The 19,062-nt window shown below is 43.7% G+C and carries 15 protein-coding genes; 9 read left to right on the top strand and 6 right to left on the bottom strand.

The genetic code is table 11. The features are described from left to right. Positions 1–13 precede the first annotated feature (13 nt). Entirely contained in the window at positions 14–2,578 is a 2,565-nt protein-coding gene (locus tag DUL71_RS25605) for a bifunctional YncE family protein/alkaline phosphatase family protein (RefSeq protein ID WP_244228834.1), read from the bottom strand. Positions 2,579–2,634: 56 nt separating this feature from the next. Next, positions 2,635–2,976 carry a HopJ type III effector protein gene (locus DUL71_RS25600; protein WP_114940710.1) on the bottom strand — a complete coding sequence of 114 codons (342 nt, stop codon included), beginning with the start codon at positions 2,974–2,976 and terminating at the stop codon, positions 2,635–2,637. A 223-nt stretch (positions 2,977–3,199) separates the two neighbouring features. Here DUL71_RS25600 and DUL71_RS25595 point away from each other — a divergent pair, with 223 nt between their 5' ends. Then, the gene (locus tag DUL71_RS25595) at positions 3,200–4,195 is read left to right on the top strand and encodes a glycoside hydrolase family 43 protein (protein ID WP_114940709.1); all 996 of its coding nucleotides are present in this window, start codon (positions 3,200–3,202) and stop codon (positions 4,193–4,195) included. A gap of 64 nt (positions 4,196–4,259) precedes the next feature. Here DUL71_RS25595 and DUL71_RS25590 read toward each other — a convergent pair whose 3' ends face one another. Further along, complete coding sequence (locus DUL71_RS25590) at positions 4,260–7,262, bottom strand: outer membrane protein assembly factor BamB family protein (protein WP_114940708.1); 3,003 nt, start codon at positions 7,260–7,262, stop codon at positions 4,260–4,262. Positions 7,263–7,378: 116 nt separating this feature from the next. Between DUL71_RS25590 and DUL71_RS25585 the strand changes: the two genes are divergently transcribed. Both DUL71_RS25585 and DUL71_RS25580 read left to right on the top strand, forming a co-directional pair. After that, positions 7,379–7,888, top strand: a complete 510-nt coding sequence (locus DUL71_RS25585; protein WP_114940707.1) for a peptide-methionine (S)-S-oxide reductase — start codon at positions 7,379–7,381, stop codon at positions 7,886–7,888. Positions 7,889–7,940: 52 nt separating this feature from the next. Next, complete coding sequence (locus DUL71_RS25580) at positions 7,941–9,437, top strand: lipase maturation factor family protein (protein ID WP_114940706.1); 1,497 nt, start codon at positions 7,941–7,943, stop codon at positions 9,435–9,437. Between the two features lie 4 nt (positions 9,438–9,441). Here DUL71_RS25580 and DUL71_RS25575 read toward each other — a convergent pair whose 3' ends face one another. Next, the gene (locus DUL71_RS25575) at positions 9,442–11,796 is read right to left on the bottom strand and encodes a PAS domain S-box protein (protein ID WP_114940705.1); all 2,355 of its coding nucleotides are present in this window, start codon (positions 11,794–11,796) and stop codon (positions 9,442–9,444) included. A 392-nt stretch (positions 11,797–12,188) separates the two neighbouring features. Between DUL71_RS25575 and DUL71_RS25570 the strand changes: the two genes are divergently transcribed. Both DUL71_RS25570 and DUL71_RS25565 read left to right on the top strand, forming a co-directional pair. Continuing rightward, positions 12,189–13,244: an alpha/beta fold hydrolase gene (locus DUL71_RS25570; protein WP_114940704.1), complete on the top strand. Its 1,056-nt coding sequence runs from the start codon at positions 12,189–12,191 to the stop codon at positions 13,242–13,244. 30 nt (positions 13,245–13,274) lie between these two features. Next, a complete protein-coding gene (locus DUL71_RS25565) occupies positions 13,275–13,745 on the top strand; it encodes an organic hydroperoxide resistance protein (protein WP_114940703.1) in 471 nt (156 codons plus the stop codon). A gap of 98 nt (positions 13,746–13,843) precedes the next feature. Here DUL71_RS25565 and DUL71_RS25560 read toward each other — a convergent pair whose 3' ends face one another. Continuing rightward, positions 13,844–14,701 carry a universal stress protein gene (locus DUL71_RS25560; protein WP_114940702.1) on the bottom strand — a complete coding sequence of 286 codons (858 nt, stop codon included), beginning with the start codon at positions 14,699–14,701 and terminating at the stop codon, positions 13,844–13,846. 151 nt (positions 14,702–14,852) lie between these two features. After that, positions 14,853–15,209: a 6-carboxytetrahydropterin synthase QueD gene (gene queD / locus DUL71_RS25555; RefSeq protein WP_114940701.1), complete on the bottom strand. Its 357-nt coding sequence runs from the start codon at positions 15,207–15,209 to the stop codon at positions 14,853–14,855. 227 nt (positions 15,210–15,436) lie between these two features. Between queD and DUL71_RS25550 the strand changes: the two genes are divergently transcribed. The 4 genes from DUL71_RS25550 to DUL71_RS25535 all read left to right on the top strand — a co-directional run bounded on the left by DUL71_RS25550 (position 15,437) and on the right by DUL71_RS25535 (position 19,026). Then, the gene (locus tag DUL71_RS25550) at positions 15,437–16,129 is read left to right on the top strand and encodes an OmpW/AlkL family protein (RefSeq protein WP_167443316.1); all 693 of its coding nucleotides are present in this window, start codon (positions 15,437–15,439) and stop codon (positions 16,127–16,129) included. Positions 16,130–16,280: 151 nt separating this feature from the next. After that, positions 16,281–16,655, top strand: coding sequence for a hypothetical protein (locus DUL71_RS25545; protein ID WP_114940700.1), 375 nt, complete (start codon positions 16,281–16,283; stop codon positions 16,653–16,655). Between the two features lie 134 nt (positions 16,656–16,789). Beyond that, positions 16,790–17,977, top strand: a complete 1,188-nt coding sequence (locus tag DUL71_RS25540) for a PAS domain-containing sensor histidine kinase (protein ID WP_114940699.1) — start codon at positions 16,790–16,792, stop codon at positions 17,975–17,977. Continuing rightward, positions 17,974–19,026: a response regulator gene (locus DUL71_RS25535; protein ID WP_114940698.1), complete on the top strand. Its 1,053-nt coding sequence runs from the start codon at positions 17,974–17,976 to the stop codon at positions 19,024–19,026. Before DUL71_RS25540 ends, DUL71_RS25535 begins: the two co-directional genes overlap by 4 nt. Positions 19,027–19,062: the final 36 nt, after the last annotated feature.

Below are 19,062 nucleotides of genomic sequence, written 5' to 3'. Positions count from 1 at the left end.
TTATTAATAAAGCTTAATCGTCATCGTCGGCTTTTTGAACTGCTTTTACAAAGGCAGCGCGTACCGGTGTAGGTACCGGCGCATACTCTCCTTTAATGGCTTTCCAGATCATGGTGTTCATGATCTCATCGGGCACACGGTCCACGGCCGTAAAATCAAGTCCTTTTGCCATTGCAGCAAGCTTGGTACCTTTAGGGTTAAGCTCATTAAGGTTGATGTTTGAAGGAAAGCTTTTAAAAGGCGTGGCATCTGATTTTTTATCGAAACAGCGCCACATCGCGTTAGCCGAGGCATCATACTGCGTCATAGGCGGCAAACCGAGGATGAGTTCAATGGTGCGGAGCACAGATGATGTAGAGTACATGGTGTGATCTACAAAATTGCGTTTTACAAAGCCGCCCGCAATATATGCAGGTGAACGGTGCGCATCCACGTGGTCGGGGCCGTTCTGGGCATCATCTTCCAATATAAAGATCACGCTGTTTTCCCATATCGGGCTTTTGCTGATATGCTCTACCAATTTACCTACGGCAAGGTCGTTATCGGCTACGTGGGCGAAAGGTGTAGGTCTGCCGGCGGTTGTACCTTCGGTATGGTCAGATAGCATACGTACGGTATTAAGACGAGGCACCGCGTTATTGCGCATCAGTGAATCAAAATCATGTTCCCAGGCACTGTAACGCAGGGTGTCAGGATCGCGCAGGTCGCGGGTTGGATAAGCTTTGGTGAAATGATCTTTTAGCACAGGTATCTGCGGTGTGTTATCGGCATTAATAAACTCACCATAAGTGCGGTAACTTACGTTAAAGCGATTGGCCTGATCCCAGATGTACAACTTATTTTTGGCAGTAAGCCCAACAGCACCCGGACCACGGTTTCCATAACTGGTTGGCCAGTTTTTTTCCATATAGTCGGTAGCATAAGCACCCAGGCTCCAGTTATGCCCATCGGCACTAACCTCCCCATCTACATAAAAATTATCCAGCAGTACAAAGTTTTCGGCAAGGGCATGGTGGTTAGGCGTTACGCGCTTTCCGAATAACAGCAGGCTTGTATCGCCGTTGCCTTTAGGCATGTCAGATAATACCTGGTCATACGTCCGGTTTTCCTGGATGATGTAAAATACATATTTGATAGGTGATGCGGCTCCAACTTTTGCCGGTATGGGGTTGCCGGCTTCGCCATCTGTACTTGTTTCCTGCTCACGATGGTAAGGTGTATTATGAACTACGGCTTGCGAGTAAACAGAAAGCTCTTTTTCTGTTGGTGCTGGAATGATGCTCAGGGTGCCCATCAATAAGCCGCCACCTATGTATTCGGTACGTGTTGGCCTAAATGGGTCTCCGCCGTGCAATACAACCGTTTGGTTTTTAGCGGCCGGATTTGGCCCGTGCGGATTTGGCAATGATGAAAAACCTTTGGCATTGGCCACATACAGCTTATCATCTAAAACACGTACAACACTTGGGTACCAGCCTGTTGGCACAAAACCAAGCGACTGGCTTGAACCCGGCTTTGTTACATCAAATACAGCAAGACAATTATTATCGGCATTGGCAATGTATAATGTTTTGCCGTCCTTGCTTAGCGCCACAGAGTTACTGGTAGTTCCGCTTAATGGTGTAGGAGATACCGCGGTGTTTAAAGTTTCAAGTACTTTAGCCTTGCGCGTATCAATTACAGATACGGTATTGTCATTGGCGTTAGCTACGTACAGGTATTTTCCATTCCGGGATACACACAGATCATTAGGATTGTCACCAACTGTTATAGGATCAAGCAACTTATTTTCTTTGGTATCAAATATGGCTACCTTATCGCCTCCCCAAAGGCTGATATATAGCTTTGACATATCTGGCGACAGCAGGCAGGTATAAGCTTCGGTACCCAGTTTAATTTGCTGGCGAATACTTTTTGTTTTAAGGTCGATAAGATACAGGCTGTTATCCAGCTTGGTAACCACATATAAAACACCCCGCTTATCGTCAAGCGCCAGGCCGGTAGGCGAAATAGAAGCAGAGTTTGGCTTTTTGCTCCAGGCTTCGCCCAGTTTAATAGTATCGGCGGCTACCAGTTTATCGTTGTTAATAGCATAGCGAACAATCCAGTTATTATCGCCTCCCGATGCATAAAGCGATTGCTCATCGGCACTGAACACCAGGCCGCCCCAGGCTTTACTGATCAATACTTTGTCAAGTTCGCGATCTGTGCGGGCATCCAGTAATTGGATGGTTTGCACGCTCTGCCCGTTATTGGTAACGGCCGCGTAATGGTGGCTTTTACTTATGGCGATATTTAAAGGTAGATCGCCCAAAGGCAGACTTTTACCAACCGGCGTCAACGACCATCCGTTAGGTAGTTTTACCCTTTTGTTTTCAAGAGTGGCGAGATCCTGGGCATGCACTAATTTATTACAGGTAAGAAACAGGAATACCAGGCAAAAAATTTTATTCGGTAGAGCTCTCATGAGAAATTGTTTTTCAATTGCCTCGTCCTCAAAAAATCCCGGACCGCTGCTCAGATCGGGCAGCATAAAACAACTGATGCGCCGGTAAAAGTAGCCCATCAGTGTTAACATACTATTAAATCAAGGAGCAGATGATCACTCCTATTGTAACAAATTAGTACCGGTTATTATTTCAAGGTCAACGCGTTTCCTTCAAAAACAATCCCCGCCCAGCTATGAGCCATAAACTGACGAATGTTCTGATGGTCTGTGGCGTTTGGAGTGGCTAATACAGCCTTGTAGTGTTCTGCAAATAAGTAAAGGGTATCTTCCGCAGTTAATTCGTTAAGTTGAGCAAAAGTAAAAACCTTCGCGCTACCCTGGTTTTGCGTGGCTTCGTTATAAGCCTCGCCGTTTTTAAATGCTGTTGGCCGATGTGTATAATAAGTTTCTATAAACGCGATAACTTCATTAAATGTAGCAGTACCTTGTTTTAAAGCATTAAGCAGATCTGAGAGTTGTTCTTTCATCCTTTGTAATTTTTGCGAAAATAGAATTTAATAACTGTTTTCTGCACAAGGGCGAAGGCTTTATATTATAACACCAATCCAATCATTTGACTGGGCAAACACATCAAATTTGGTCAAGATGATTAGAGCCCCCTCTAAAATATGATTTTGTCCCCTTTGCGTGAGTTAAAAAGTTCCGTAATTCGTGCCAGGCATTATATCATCCCTCTTACCTACCATTGAAATGAAAAAAGCTTTCCTTTTATATCTTTTAATAATTTCTCATTTCGTAACACTCGCGCAGGAACGGCCCACCGTTGCCAGGAAAAATATTCCGCTTGATTCCATCAAGCTAAGTGATCCCTTTATCCTGGCAGATCAAAAAACTGCCATGTACTATATGACTGGCACCGGCGGTATGCTCTGGAAAAGCAAAGACCTTAAATTGTGGGATGGGCCTTTTCAAATTGCTAAGACCGACCCTCAATCATGGATGGGGCCGCACCCAATGATCTGGGCTGCCGAATTGCATGAATACAAAGGCAGGTATTATTATTTCGCAACTTTTACCAACCGCGACGTAAAAATCGATACCGTAAAAGGCAACGTGATAGAACGCCGCGCCTCTCACATCCTCGTAAGTGATAAACCAGACGGCCCTTACGTGCCCATGAAAGATGCTACTTATCTCCCCGCCAACAAACCAACCCTCGACGGCACCTTTTGGATTGATAAGGATGGTAAACCTTACATGATATATTGTTATGAGTGGTTACAGAACTGGAATGGCACTATTGAAAAAATTGAATTAAAACCAGACCTGAGCGGATCAATAGGAACCGGAAAAGTGCTGTTCCGGGCCAGCGATTCACCCTGGAGCAGGGAAAAAGATGAAAGCGGAAATGTGCAGCCAAACAAAGTAACCGACGGACCATACCTGTTTCTTACCCAAACAGGTCGCCTTGGTATGATATGGACAAGCTGGGTATATGCCGTTTACACGCAAGGCGTGGCCTATTCCGCCAGTGGTACATTAGATGGACCCTGGATCCAGGAAAAAGAGCCAATAACACCGCCAAACTTTGGTCATGGCATGTTGTTCAAAACTTTGCAAGGTAAGCTACTAATGGCAGTACATAGCCACCAGGACATTAATGGACACTACCGACGCATTCCGCATTTGTTTGAAGTAGATGACAGCGGGGATCAATTGACAATACGCGGCCCTTACATTCCTTAAACAGAACTTTCTGTTATGAAGAAAGACCACAGTAGAGAAATTTCATTACTGTGGTTTAAAACCGTTACGGCCATTTCTTTTCAAACTTCCAGGCATCTAAGCCCAAACTGTAATTTCCTTTTTTAGTTAGCGACGAACAAACTAACCTTATAGATGCCGGACTTTTAATATCCGCATTATTCAGGCCTTTAATTTCAAATGACTTGTTATTGGCATAAGCAACCTGTAATTTACCATTAGCCATTTTTAAGGTAATTGGTTGCCAATTGTCTGTCAGGGACATTAAGCTATCATATTTAAATGTGTAAATAGCTGTTCCGTTTACCACTAAACTTACATCACCACGGTAATAGGCCGAAATTAAAAACACCTTGGCCATTACTTTCTGGCTCTTGTCCAACAACTGGAGATAAACGCCATTTTTTTCATCAAAACTATAGCCGGGGCCAACGTTAACACAACTTTGGGTAAAATCAATAATGCCTGATAATGTCCAGGAAGATAAATTAGATTGCTGATTAAAATCCCGGTTCAAAATCGCCTGCTTATTTTGCTGGCTGTATTCGATGTAAATATCAGGATTGATTTTACGGTAGGTTTTGACATTGGTATGTACAGTCCACCATTGCGTATACTTACTTGTATTATCATCCTGCGTCGGTTTCCTCGTCCATCCATACTTGTTATTTTCAAGGACACTGTTAAACGGAAGCTTCTCCATCAATTGAATAGCCGATGAAGTTACAGGCTTTTCTGCGACGAGAGCTTTAGCAGTTAAATCAATCGGGATTATTTGTTCTTTTATGGTTGATAAGCCATCGATTTTCCAACGGTGCACACCTCCGTGAACGCTTTCATCATTATGGTATAGATAGGTATCGCCGTTGGGCAATTTTACCACCGAGGCCGAAAAACCGTTGCCGGCCATCTCAGCTGCAGCTTCAACGTTAGCGGTTTCAGGACCGGTTGTGCCAAACTGGCCTACAAATAACCCGTTGTCGTAAACTTGTGTCCATTTGTTCACCTGGCTGTTTTTCCAAAATTCGCCGTGATATCCCCAAAAAACGCTGCGGCCACTTACAATCCCTACACACCCTGCGTTATTAGTATGGTTACCAATATCAAAATCCCCGTTAGCAGGAAAAGGACCGGCATACTCTTTTATTGTGCTCATAGCTGTTCGCCAAAGCAGTTTATTTCCACCAACTTTTATTCCTCCCAAGTGCCAGCTATCAGCAATGGTACCGTCAAATACTGTTACTATCCCGGATGATGTAATTTCCCCAGACCTTAATAACGTATTATCACCACGAAAACCTGGGTCTGCGGGCAAAGCAGGTGGAGTTTGGGCGATAATACTTTCGGGGCCCCAAACAGGATCATTATTGGCCGTAAATTTTACAAGTTCTTTTTTGGTAAAAACTGTTGGTACCCCCGCCCTAAATGTAGAAACCTTACGCAACGAGCCATCAGGATATAATTGTGTATTATCGTTAGGAAAATTGACTCCGGTTATTCTTAATGGCCCGGTTTTCGGTAATTCAACTACTTTCCAGCTGATGAGCGAGCTAATCCTTTGTTGCAGCACGGCATATGTTCTGCCGTTGCTCAACGTAGCAACTCCCCTAAGCCTGTTGTATTTATCATCATATTCCGAAGGTATGCCATATCCCCAGTTGCGTACCAACTGCCATGACCCGTTATTGGGGGCCAGGGGCTTGCTATAATCTACCTTAAATTCAAGATAATCAGAAAACACGCGCGTGGGATCATTGCCATCAACAAAAGAACTATAAGATGTTTGCAGGTACATGATACGGTCAATAAACTTTCTGTCGGCAGCAAAATGTTGTGCCCGCAAGTTACCGGCGTCCTCTACCCAGAAACTGCCATCAGGCTGAAAGGCGATAAAAGTGCCGGGGCCTTTGGCTTCATTGAAATAAAACTTTTCATTACGCACGTTTGGATCAGTCTTGTACCCGCCGGCTGTGCCATATGTCCACAATAACGAACCATTATCAGCCTTATATGCTTTTAACTGCTGACTATCTCCGCCATCTGCAACAACAAGGGTTTTACCATCCGGGCTCACGGCGGATGCCATAGGATAAAGTAATCCTGTTGGCGCTATGTGCAATGAAGCCAATTTCCCATCGGCCCCTACAGTGAATTTCTCGATTATCCGCTTGCTATTTTTTGAGTAGATAAGCCAAATATGCCCGCCATCATCCGCTGTAATACCTAATGGGCTATTAAATGATTGCCTTTGCACAAGGGCACCTGTTGTTTTATCAAGCACATGCAATTCGTTCAAGTTTTTATGCGCTACAAAAAGGTACTTGCCACGTTTTTGAACTGCCAGGCCTGAAATTTCAGATTTATCATTATTTAATAAATCTATAACGCTTTTATAACTTCGGCCGTATTTTGTACCTTGAGTTTTACCTTTGGTAAAACTAACTTCAGCATCTCCGGCCACTTTTGTGCCAAACACCATCCAGTTGTTAACAACGGCTGCATCGTTGGCCGCCCAATAAACGTTTACACCATCCGTAGCCACATATTTTGCAGACAATCCTTTACCAAGTATGGTTATTTTTTTTTGAGGAGTACTTGTATTAAACCTGAAGCTGCTACCATTTTGCTCATTGTACCCAACCGCGAAATAGGCATTATTACCGCTGATGGCCATACCGTACATACGTTCAATAGCATGGTGTACCGATGAGCCACTAAACAAATCTGATGTATTGCCGATTACACCTTCCCATTTATATCGCACGTTGTTCGATAATACTTTAGCCACATAGGCATCATTTGCTACAGCAACACCATCGTCATTAAGGCCATCCCAGTTGTATTGCTGTGTACCGGCATTGTAGGTTACTCCGCTCCACAGTGTTCGTACCAGGGTTCCATCTTTTGTATATACCCCTGCACTGGTTTTTGCTGTGCCATCAAGTTTAAAAGTAAAACTTGCCTGGGCAAAAGAGCGTTGTGCTATTAGTATAAAAATTGATGCGGCAAATAAAGTAACAAGGCAACGGCAGGTACTATTCTTTTTCATAAAACCAATATGTAAACTAACTAAACAACTCTGTAACAATACTATTTAATGCCCGATCATCGTCAACATCGTTTGGCATTAGCGAACATCCGTGTCAGAATTCTTAATTTTACGCTATGCAAAAAATTGGATTTGGCGGTTCGTGTCATTGGTGCACAGAAGCAATCTTCCGTTCACTTAAAGGTGTTAGCAGCGTTAATCAAGGCTGGATAGCATCTGATTCTGACAACAATACGCCTTCTGAAGCCGTCATCGTACATTTTAATCAGGAACAGATAAACCTCGAAACGCTTGTCGCTATTCATTTACACACACATAGCTGCACAGCCGAACACACCATGCGCGGCAAATACAGATCAGCAGTTTACACCTTTGATAACGCACAATTAAATGCGGCAACAGCAGCTATTAAAGCGTTGCAAACCGAGTTTGAACAACCCGTTATCACCAAAGCGTTGCCCTTTCAAACCTTCAAACTCAATAGCGAAAACTACCTGGACTATTATTACAAAGATCCATCCAAACCCTTTTGCCAAAACATCGTTAATCCTAAGTTAAAAGCGTTACTAATGCGCTTCAAAAACCAGGTCGATCCGGACAAACAAAACTATATTCAAAATTTCTAAATATTAATTTCAAAAGCTACCACAGTTTGTAACATGTTTTAATCAATAACCAATGCCTTCCACCTACTGGTTAACCCGCTTTATGATACTCCGGCTGCTCGGCGTCATCTATGCTATAGCCTTTTTGGTGGCCATTAACCAGATTATTCCGCTAATTGGCTCAAACGGATTATTACCCGTTAAGCTTTACTTTAACCATATCAGTTCTGCTCTCGGCTCAACTGGAGCGGGTTTTATCCGTTTACCCTCTGTTTTTTGGTTTACGTATTCCGATGATGTTTTGTTATATGCCGCGTGGAGCGGATTATTACTTTCCATTGTGCTAATTGCCGGTTATGCCAACGCGCCATTACTTACTGTGCTTTGGGTCCTTTATTTATCGTTCGTTCACGCGGGGCAGGACTGGTACGGGTACGGCTGGGAGATCCAACTGGCCGAAACCGGTTTCCTGGCTATATTTCTCTGTCCGATATGGGATATGCGGCCATTCCCCAAATACCCACCACCCCTGCTCATTATCATACTTTTCAGGTGGCTCATTTTTAGGATCATGTTGGGTGCCGGTCTTATTAAGTACCGCGGAGATCAGGTATGGCGAAATGGAACAGCACTCTATTACTATTTTGAAACGCAGCCTATTCCCGGCCCATTCACACGCTGGTTTCATTTTTTACCGCGCACGCTCTTAAAAATCGGCGTATGGTTTAACTGGTTAGCCGAGCTCATAGCTCCATGGTTTAGTTTCGGGCCAAAATTGGCTCGGCATATAGCAGGCATTGTGATGATTTTGCTTCAACTGGCTATTGCTGTCAGCGGGAACCTGTCATTTTTAAACTGGCTCACTATCGTCCCGGCTTTGGCTTGTTTTGACGACAGTTTTTGGAGAAAAATCCTTCCGAACGTGCTTGTTAAAAAAGCTGAAGCCGCTATAGCCGGTGCACACGAATCAAAAGCAATGACTACCGCTTCGTGGGTTGTGGCCGGTGTTGTTGCCTTACTAAGTATACAGCCTATGCTCAACCTGCTTTCTCCCAACCAAGTGATGAATACTTCCTTCAATCCGCTTGAACTGGTCAATACTTACGGGGCATTTGGCTCGGTGGGGCAAGAGCGGTATAATGTAGTTTTTGAAGGCACAAGCGATGATACCATCGGAAATAAAGAGCGATGGAAACCCTATATCTATAAAGGGTTACCGGTTTTACCAAATAAGCGACCACCTCAAATAGCTCCATACCAACTGCGACTGGACTGGCAAATGTGGTTTGCAGCCATGTCATCGGCCGATCAATATCCCTGGACCTATAACCTAACCTGGAAACTGCTTCATAATGATCCCGGCGCTGTAAGTTTATTTGCAATAAATCCTTTTCCCAACAAACCGCCCCGTTATATCCGGGCGGTACGTTACCGGTATAGTTTCGCCGATCCCGGAAATACAGAGGGTATTTTCTGGAAACGACAGGAAACAGACCTCTGGCTCCCCATACTTTCTGCAGAAAATCCGCAGCTTATCGCATTTCTGAAAAGTGAAGGGTGGCTCCGGTAAAGTATTAAGCCTGTTCTATCGGTAAACTAAAGTGAAAAACAGATCCGGTTCCGCTTTCACTTTCTGCCCAAATCTGCCCATCATGCCTGCGGATGATCTCGGCACTTAAATAAAGGCCTATACCAAAACCTGAAATATGACGGGTATGGCTGGTTTCCACCCGGTAATAACGATCAAATATTTTAGGCAAGTCCTGTTCCTTGATCCCCATACCTCGATCTTGCACGCTTACTTCGGCGAAGCCGTTAACCAAGGCGCACCTTAGCTCGATATCTTTATTTTTAGGCGAATATTTTACAGCGTTACTAAGCAGATTGGAAATAACGGAGCCTATCTTTTCCCTGTCGGCGTTTACCTGTACGTGATCACAAATATCAATATGAATAATGTGCGAAGAAACAGTCAATTCATATTCTTCAACAACTTCGCTGATCAGCTCGTCCAGATCAAATAACTCTTTATCTATGGCGATTTTACCAGACTCCAGCCGGGAAACATTAAGGAAACCATTGATCATACTGCTCATTCTTCGCGCCTGGATTTCTGCCTTTTCCATAGCGCCCGCCAGGAAACTGTCCTCACTGCCTTTCAGCTTAATATTGGTAACCTGAATCAGGGCCATCAATGACGTTAGCGGTGTTTTAAGTTCGTGACTTACCATACCTATAAAATCGCTTTTCCGCTGTTCGTCCTGCTTTTTTTCTGAAATATCCCGGGCAATCTTGGAAATGCCGGTAATATTACCGTGAATGTCAAATATAGGCGAAACCGTGAGGGACACATTCAGCATACGACCATCGCTTGTAAGTCTTTCAGTTTCGTAATGCTCTATCCGCTCCCCGTTTTTAATACGGATAACAAGCTCCGGCTCCTCATCTACACGCTCTTCAGGGAAGATTTTCAGGATAGATTGACCAATCATCTCATCTGCTGTATAGCCAAAAAGTCTTTCGGCAGCCCTGTTCCAACTGGTGACTACCCCATCCAGTGTTTTACTTATGATAGCGTCGTCCGATGATTCAACAATTGCCGCGAGCTTCGCACTTCTTTCCTCGGCAAGTTTTTGTTCTGAAATATCAAGCGCTATCACCAGGCCTGCGTAAACCGTTCCGTTATTATTTTTCAGGGGCACAAAATCAACCTGAAAATCTTCTCCGGCGGCGCTTTTAAGTTCCGTTCTGATTTGCTCGCCATTCAGCATCCGGTCATAATAATATTTTGTTGCCTCATATCGATCTGGGGTTGTAACAGATGCCATGGGCACACCTCTGTAACTGGAGCGGTGGTATCCTAACTTATCCATCAGATCACCCTCTACAGTAACCAGGTTATGTGCCGGATCCATCACCAGAATTAACGATTTTGGAATATTTACAGCAATGGAACGAAATAACCGCTCACTCTGCTGGGTTTCCTCCCGGCTTTTTTGTAAATCTTCGTTTGTGGCAAGCATTTCTTCATTCGCTGCTGCCAGTTCTTCGTTTATCGCGGTAAGCTCTTCATTAAGTGCCTGGGTTTCTTCCTCGCTTTCTGCCAGTGCCCTGGTACGGGTAGCTACCTTTTCTTCAAGCGACTCGTTCATTTCAGAGAGCTGGTGCTGCGTTTGGAAAAGCTCTTCGTTAATGGCCGTCAGTTCTTCATTTGCTGCTGTGATTTCCTCATTGGCTGCCGTTAGTTCTTCATTGAAAGCCGCTGTTTCTTCCTCTTTGGCCTGTAGTTCTTTTTGAAGCCTGTCTTTCTCCCGCACATCCCGCATGATATTGAAATAAGATATCAATGCGATAGCAACTGCCAGTACAAGCGCTGCAATAATAGCTGTTGGGGCAAAAAAGGTATATTTCTCTAAAACCAATGCCCGTTGCTCCAGTAATCTCCGTTCATCGTTTTCTGCACGATCGACAGCAGAGCGCAGCGCGTCCATGGCAGATTTCCCCCTTTCCAGATCAATGGGTGGTATCAGTTGATTTTGCTGTTTTTTTGAAACAAAATCTTTCAGGATTTCCATTCGGCGAGTAAGTACATCATGCACTTTAACCAGATTTGCCTGCTGCTGTGGATTATCGGCAGTAAGCATGCTCACTTCATTAACAAGCTTAGTTGCACGTTGGTAAGCACCGTTGTAAGGTTCCAGAAACGTGGTTTTACCGGTAAGCAAATAACCACGTTGCCCGGTTTCGGCATCTTTCATCACAGACATAGCCTGCTCCAGTTTTTGGATAACCAGTGTGCTATGCTCTACAGCCTTATTACTATTCAGAAGATTATTAAGTGTAATATAAGATATGATTCCAATGACAAGTAAGGTTATAATAGAAAACCCATAGCCAAGCTGCAGGTTACGGTTAAATTTTAGCTTCATAAGGTAAATCAACGCACGTTAAGTGACCTGCTAAAGTTAGGTTTTTACAAAAAAATACTATAAACAAGTATATCTATAGTACTAAATAAACACCTAAGGTAACATACATGTTACAATATTAATACTTACTTAATTGGACCGACGAGTGTACCCGGATCATCTATCGCCTTTTGTATTCGAGATCACAATTCTAATTTTTCTTATCAATAAATGCGTCCCTGTGAGCGGCAAAAAAAACCGCAAAAATTAATCCATCAGTAAAAATGTCTAATTGAAACTCTGATCTGTCTGGTTCATAGCATCTGTCGTTCCGATATCAGTTATGGTGATATAATTTTGTTATAACAAACAATCAAAAACAACAGAACAGCATACTTAAAACGATATTTATCATGGAAAACAAAACAAACTTCAGTCGCCGCCGCTTTCTTAGTATCACCGCGCTAACCGTTGCCGCAGCAGAATTTGGTGGCTTCGGATTATTGAAAGCTGAAACCAGGAATACTAATTCGTCGGCACAACAAGATACTGCTTTTTCTAACAGCACTTTTGATACCATTAAACAGGTAAAAACCAGCCTGCTTGACATCGGTTATGCCGAAAGCGGCCCGGCTAACGGACAACCCGTAATATTACTTCATGGCTGGCCTTATGATATACATAGTTATGTTGAGGTATCTGCAATACTTGCCAAAGCAGGTTACCGTGTAATTGTCCCTCATTTGCGCGGCCATGGTACAACACAATTCCTTTCGGCACAAACATTCAGAAACGGGCAACAGGCAGCATTAGCTACCGATATCATCGAACTGATGGATGCCCTGAAAATAGATAGCGCGATTATTGGTGGGTTTGACTGGGGCGCGCGCACAGCCGATATCATGGCAGCCTTATGGCCAGAGCGTTGTAAAGCTTTGGTATCTGTAAGTGGTTATCTGATAGGTAGCCAGGAAGCAAACAAAAAACCATTGCCTCCAAAGGCAGAACTATCATGGTGGTACCAGTTTTATTTTAGCACCGAACGTGGCCGCGCGGGCTATGAAGCCAACAGGCGCGATTTTAACAGGCTGATCTGGGAAACGGCTTCACCTAAATGGAAATTCAGCGACGCCGAATTTGAGCGCTCAGTTCCGGCATTTGACAATCCTGATCACGTTGCCATTGTGATACATAATTACCGCTGGCGCCTGGGCCTTGCCGAAGGTGAAGCAAAATACGACGAGCTTGAAAAGAAACTGGCCATGGCCCCTCCTATAACCGTACCAACGGTAACACTTGAAGGCGATGCAAACGGCGCCCCACATCCTCAGCCTGCTGATTATGCTATCAGGTTTAAAGGCAAATATGCACACCATACCATTACCGGTGGTATCGGCCACAATCTTCCGCAGGAAGCCCCTAAAGCTTTTGCTGACGCGATAATTGAAGCCGAAAGCTTTACTAAATAATTCAATACCTCTCAAAATTCCCTAAATAAAATGGAACCAGTAATAGTAATTGATGTAACCAATAACGCGCAGATTGTTGCGGATAAAGTATTATATACAGGCAAAGTAAAAACAACCGGCGGCCGCGAAGGCACCTCAAAAAGCACCGATGGCCGTTTGGATATCAGTCTGTCTACTCCGGGAGGGCAAGGCCGCGGGACTAATCCCGAGCAGCTATTTGCTGCCGGCTGGTCGGCTTGTTTTATTGGTGCTATGAGGCGCAATGCGGCGGGCTTGCAAATCCCGCTTCCGGCTGATACTACCGTTGAAGCAGAAATTGACCTGGCCACAAACGGCGAGGGAAGCAACCTTGCTTTCAACCTTCAGGCGCGTTTGCATGTTTATCTTCCCGGCCTTACAGCAGACCAGGCGAAAGCAGTGGTTGAAGCTGCGCATCAAACCTGCCCTTATTCAAAGGCTACACGCGGTAATATCAACGTTTTAATTAATGTTTCTTTCTGATAAGATCGGAACAAGGCTATAAAAACAAACCGGCTGTAATTATACCTTTTCAAAACACGGGGGGTATAACTGCAGCCGGATCGCTTTTTAAAAACAGTCTATTTCACAGCAGGGAAAACCAATAGCGGAATAGCGATACGACCGGCCATTTTTTCACTGTGGCTGCTTTTCAGCAAGCGGTAAACGAAGATATGAGGTCTGTGCACCATTACAAGCATATCCACCTGCCCGTGTTCACAAAGCCAGCTTAAACCAGCTTCAACCTTGCTGTTCCGTACACTGCGATAATATATGTGCGGGTAATTCGCTTTGTTGGATACCTGGGTCATGAAATCCGAGATGGTCTTTTTCAACTCAGCGGTGAGTTCTTCACCATCATAAATATGAGTAAGCAAAATTTCGGCACCTAAAATTTTGGCGAGCGGAATCAAATGAAACAAGCTCTGTATATCATTCTCCGGATCAGCAAAATCTGTTGCGAAAGCTATTTTTTTCAAGGGAACAAATTGAGTATCGGGAGAAATAAGCATTAACGGCCTGGTGGTATTTGCTATCATGTTTTTGCAGTGGTTGCCTAATAAAAAGCTACTCATCCCTTCGCCATGAGTGCCCATTACCACCAAATCAACCGATTGGCCTTTCGCATAGCTTTCCACAACATCAGCTAAAATTCCCGGTTCATTTTTGATTGTAATTTCAGGTATAAACCCGTTAGTATTAGCAGCCTTTTCCAAGTCGGCTTTTAAACTTTCAAGGCCGATAGTACTATCCCCCAATAACAATTCAAGGTCATCCATTGGCCATACTACGGCGCCCGCTTGCGGCATCTCGGCAGGTACGATAACCGCGTTACATAGTACCATGTTAGCTTTGATCTGTTTGGCAAGTTTATAGCCATATTCAGCAGCATGCTTTGCATTGGCTGAAAAATCGGTGGTAACAAGCAGTGTTTTCATGTTTTGAGTGTTGAATGTTTTACACTACAAAACTGCCTGTTTACAGGGCTAAAAATAATGACCATCGTCATCTATCTACGTGATTAAAAACCCAAAACAAGCTGTATAACAATAAAATACCGGGTATTCCTATCAAACAACTTAATCAGATCTATTCGCCCTCATAAATCACACCTGATGACGGTGTTTCTTTAAGTTCTATCTTCTTCAGCCCTGGTAGTAAAGGCTTTACTTTTTTCCAGATCCAGGTGGCCAAAAGTTCGGCCGTTGGGTTTTCGAGCCCCTCAATATTATTCAAAAGCGTATGATCAAGCATGCCAATAACAGGTGCTACAATTGCTTTCAAGTCAGAAAAATCCAGGATCCAGCCCTCTTGTTCCAGCACATCGCCGGCAATATAAAGTGTGAGGTGATAAGTGTGGCCATGCAAATTACGGCACTTGTGACCCTCGGGAACATGCGGTAAAAAATGCGCTGCATCAAATGTAAAATGTTGGTAAATGATCATAAATAAACTAACTAAATCAAGGCTGTAAGTTTAGACTAAACATATTAATGAGTATATGATCAGAATCGCTTAAGTACATAACCTTTATCATTGTTTGATACGCATTTTACCCGGTCACATTTTCATGCAGTATGGCAATGACAATAATCAGCAAACAGCTTGTTTGCCATCATGTACCGGACTAAACACCAGCTATAGTTTTGGGGCATAATTCAAATCCATATATTATGAAAACTTTAAAACTATGTATGTTGGCGCTATGCCTGTTTAGTGCGTTTAATGGCTTAGCCCAACAGAAAAATGAATGGGATATCCGCGTGAGGGCAATAGGTATATTACCCCAGGAAAGCGCCAAAATTGGCGTTATAGATGGCGATATCAATATAAGCAACGCGTACGTACCCGAGTTGGATATCACTTACTTCTTTGGTAAAAACTTCTCGGCCGAACTGATCCTTGGCACATCAAAGCATAAAGTAAAAACGCAGGGATCAAACCTTACAGCTATAGGCGGCAGTTCTTCGGCAGACATTAACCTTGGCAAAGTTTGGTTGCTTCCACCCACCCTTACTTTACAATACCATTTGCCAACCGGTACAGCATTTAAACCTTACATAGGCGCGGGTGCAAATTATACGATATTTTATAATGCCGATAAAGGCCCGGTTGTACAGGCGATAGATTATCAAAATAAGCTTTCGTTTGCAACGCAGGCAGGTATTGATTACGACATTACTAAAACCGTATTCCTGAATATAGATGTGAAGAAACTTTTCCTGAGCACTAATGCAACCGTAAACGCGGCAAACATTACACCAGCCGGTAATCAATCGCTTGAGCCGGTATTGAAAAACATTGGTGCAGATGTTAAAATAAGGCCCTGGGTAGTTGGCATTGGAGTTGGATACCGGGTAAAGTAATAATTTTCAACACGATACCACAATTTCAAAATAGCCAGGCAGCGATCTCCTGGTTATTTTACAAGCACTCAGTTCCGCTTTATGATATCAATCAATAAAAAAGGTGACGAAAGTCATTTTTTTTAAGCGATGTGATCACTACTCTTATGGCATGGAACAAATCAACATAAAACAAACCACTCCTCTTCACCAGGAATGGCTGCGGAGGCTTGATTTTTATCATTTTGAGTTATTTCTCATACAAGAGCAGTTGGACGAAGTAACAGAGGACAGTGCGGATAAGGATCTTTTAAAAAGGGCGGAGCATTTTAAGGCCGTGCTAATTGCCCGCAAAAATCATATCGACAAATTAAGAAACCGGATCCGCGAAAACCTGAACCGGTTGGCAGTGGACGCTGCGGATGAAGACTCCGTTGACAAAACTTTAAAAATCTTCGAAGTCTTAAATCAGGAATGTTTAGCGCAACAGCAATCGGTAAACGAATTAACATCGGAATTTGAACAATTCACTACCGAATGGGCCTAAGATCAGGCCATCTATAAGTAAACCCTTCAGTTTAAAAAATGATCAATATCACTTTTTAAACTGAAGGTGATTATGCTCCACTTTGCATTGGGTACGGATATTTGTTTGCCACATAAAATGGCGATGGGTTTAATATGGAAAGTGCAGCATTACTGAATGCGATCATCGAAAACGCTATTGATGGTATCATAACAATTGATGAAAGAGGGTTGATCGAATCGATCAACCCTTCTGCATGTAAACTATTTCAGTATACCCCTGCCGAAGTAACCGGCAAAAACGTATCCATGCTGATGCCCCCACCAGATAGGAACAATCACGATGAATACATCAACAGGTACCAGAACACCGGGCGGGCACACATTATAGGTATTGGCCGTGAGGTTACGGGATTGCGAAAAGATGGTTCACAATTCCCTTTCCGCCTTGCGGTAAGCGAGGTAAAATACTCGGGGCGCAAAATATACACCGGCTTTATACACGATATCAGCCGCGAAAAGGAAGCAGAAGAACAGCTAAAGGATTATGCGTCACACCTGGAAGATGAAGTACATGAACGTACACAATCACTCCAACTCTCCGTAAAAGAACTTCAGCAAGCTAAAGAGGAAGTCAGCATTTCGCTCGAAAAAGAAAAGGAGTTAGGACAGTTAAAAAGCCGTTTTGTATCGATGGCATCGCACGAGTTTCGTACGCCTTTAAGTGCTGTGCAACTATCTGCCTCACTCATTGAACGATACGCGGGGCATTTGCAAAGTCAAAACATCAGTAAACACGTCAACAAGATCAAAAACGCTGTTGGTAATCTTACCACGATATTGAATGATTTCCTGTCGCACGAAAAACTTGAAGCCGGGCGTGTTGAGCCTTCCCTAACATCTTTTGACCTGGTAAAGCTGGCAGAAGAGATCACGGAGGAAATGCAGTTGATAGCCAAAAAAGACCAGAACATCATCTACCAGCACACCGGCAGCAACAGCAGGGTTAACCTTGATTTAAACCTCCTCAAAAACTGCATTATCAACCTCATTGCCAACGCCATCAAATACTCGGGCGAAAACACTTTTATTGAGTTTAATACCGAGATTGGCAAAAACGGCTGCATCATTACCGTAAAAGATAACGGCATAGGCATCCCCGAAACCGATCAGAAGCATTTATTTGAAGCTTTCTTCAGGGCGCACAACACGGGCAATATTCCCGGCACCGGCTTAGGCTTAAACATTGTTGCCCGCTATGCCCACCTCATGAATGGCAGCGTCGCGTTTAAAAGCAGCGTTAACAAGGGCACTATATTCACCATTTCATTTCCCGAACAATGAGCAAAAAGATACTTATTATTGAAGATAACAACGATATCCGCGAAAATGTAGTTGAAATACTGGAACTTGCCGGCTACAGCGTATTTGAAGCCAGCAACGGTCGCACCGGGGTCGACCTGGCTTTGAAAAACATTCCGGACGTTATTTTGTGCGATATCATGATGCCTGAGCTGGATGGATATGGTGTATTATATATGCTGAATAAAAACCCGGTCACGGCTGCTATCCCCTTTATATTTTTAACCGCCAAAGCCGAGCGCGTTGACCTACGCAAAGGCATGGAAATGGGTGCCGACGATTACCTTACCAAGCCGTTTGATGACATGGAACTACTGAGCGCGGTTGAAAGCCGGCTCAAAAAGAAAGAGGCCCAACAGATCTTTTACAGCCGCTCTCTCGATAATTTAAACCAGCTGTTATCTAAAAACAAAGGTCTGGCCGAATTAAAACGCATCATCGAAGAACGGCGCGCCCGCCAATTCAAGAAAAACCAGGTAATTTATTATGAGGGCGATAAAGGTAACGGCCTTTATCTGGTAATAAAAGGAAGGATAAAAACCGTAAAAATGGCCGAGGATGGCCGTGAACTGATGACCGGAATTTATACTGCCGACGAATATCTGGGTATCCACTCCCTGCTATCAAACGAAACCTATAGCGAAACTGCCACAGCCCTGGAAGATAGTTTACTATGCCTTATCCCTAAAGACCAGCTGGATGAGCTATTGAATTTATACCCCGAGGTTGGACGCGAATTTATCAGGCTGCTTGCCAATAACATCCGCGATAAGGAAGAACAGTTGCTGCAACTGGCCTATCACTCCGTCAGAAAAAGAATGGCCGAGGCTATGCTGCGCCTCCATAAACAATATACCAGCGCTATTGACAGCTTTAAAATATCGCGAGAAGATTTAGCCGCTATGGCAGGCATGGCTACAGAAACGGTTAGCCGTACACTATCCGATTTTAAAGATGAAGGCCTGATAGATAAAAAAGGCAGCGTAATCACCATCCTTGATATCGACAAGCTATCAAAGATGAGAAACTGATCAGCATCACTTTTTCTGCTGATGAGGCTCATTCCG

Origin of the sequence: Mucilaginibacter endophyticus (assembly GCF_003351025.1) — a bacterium.
GTDB lineage: Bacteria > Bacteroidota > Bacteroidia > Sphingobacteriales > Sphingobacteriaceae > Mucilaginibacter > Mucilaginibacter endophyticus.
The sequence above is the reverse complement of the archived record's forward strand: the minus strand, read 5'-3'. Positions and strand labels throughout refer to the sequence as shown.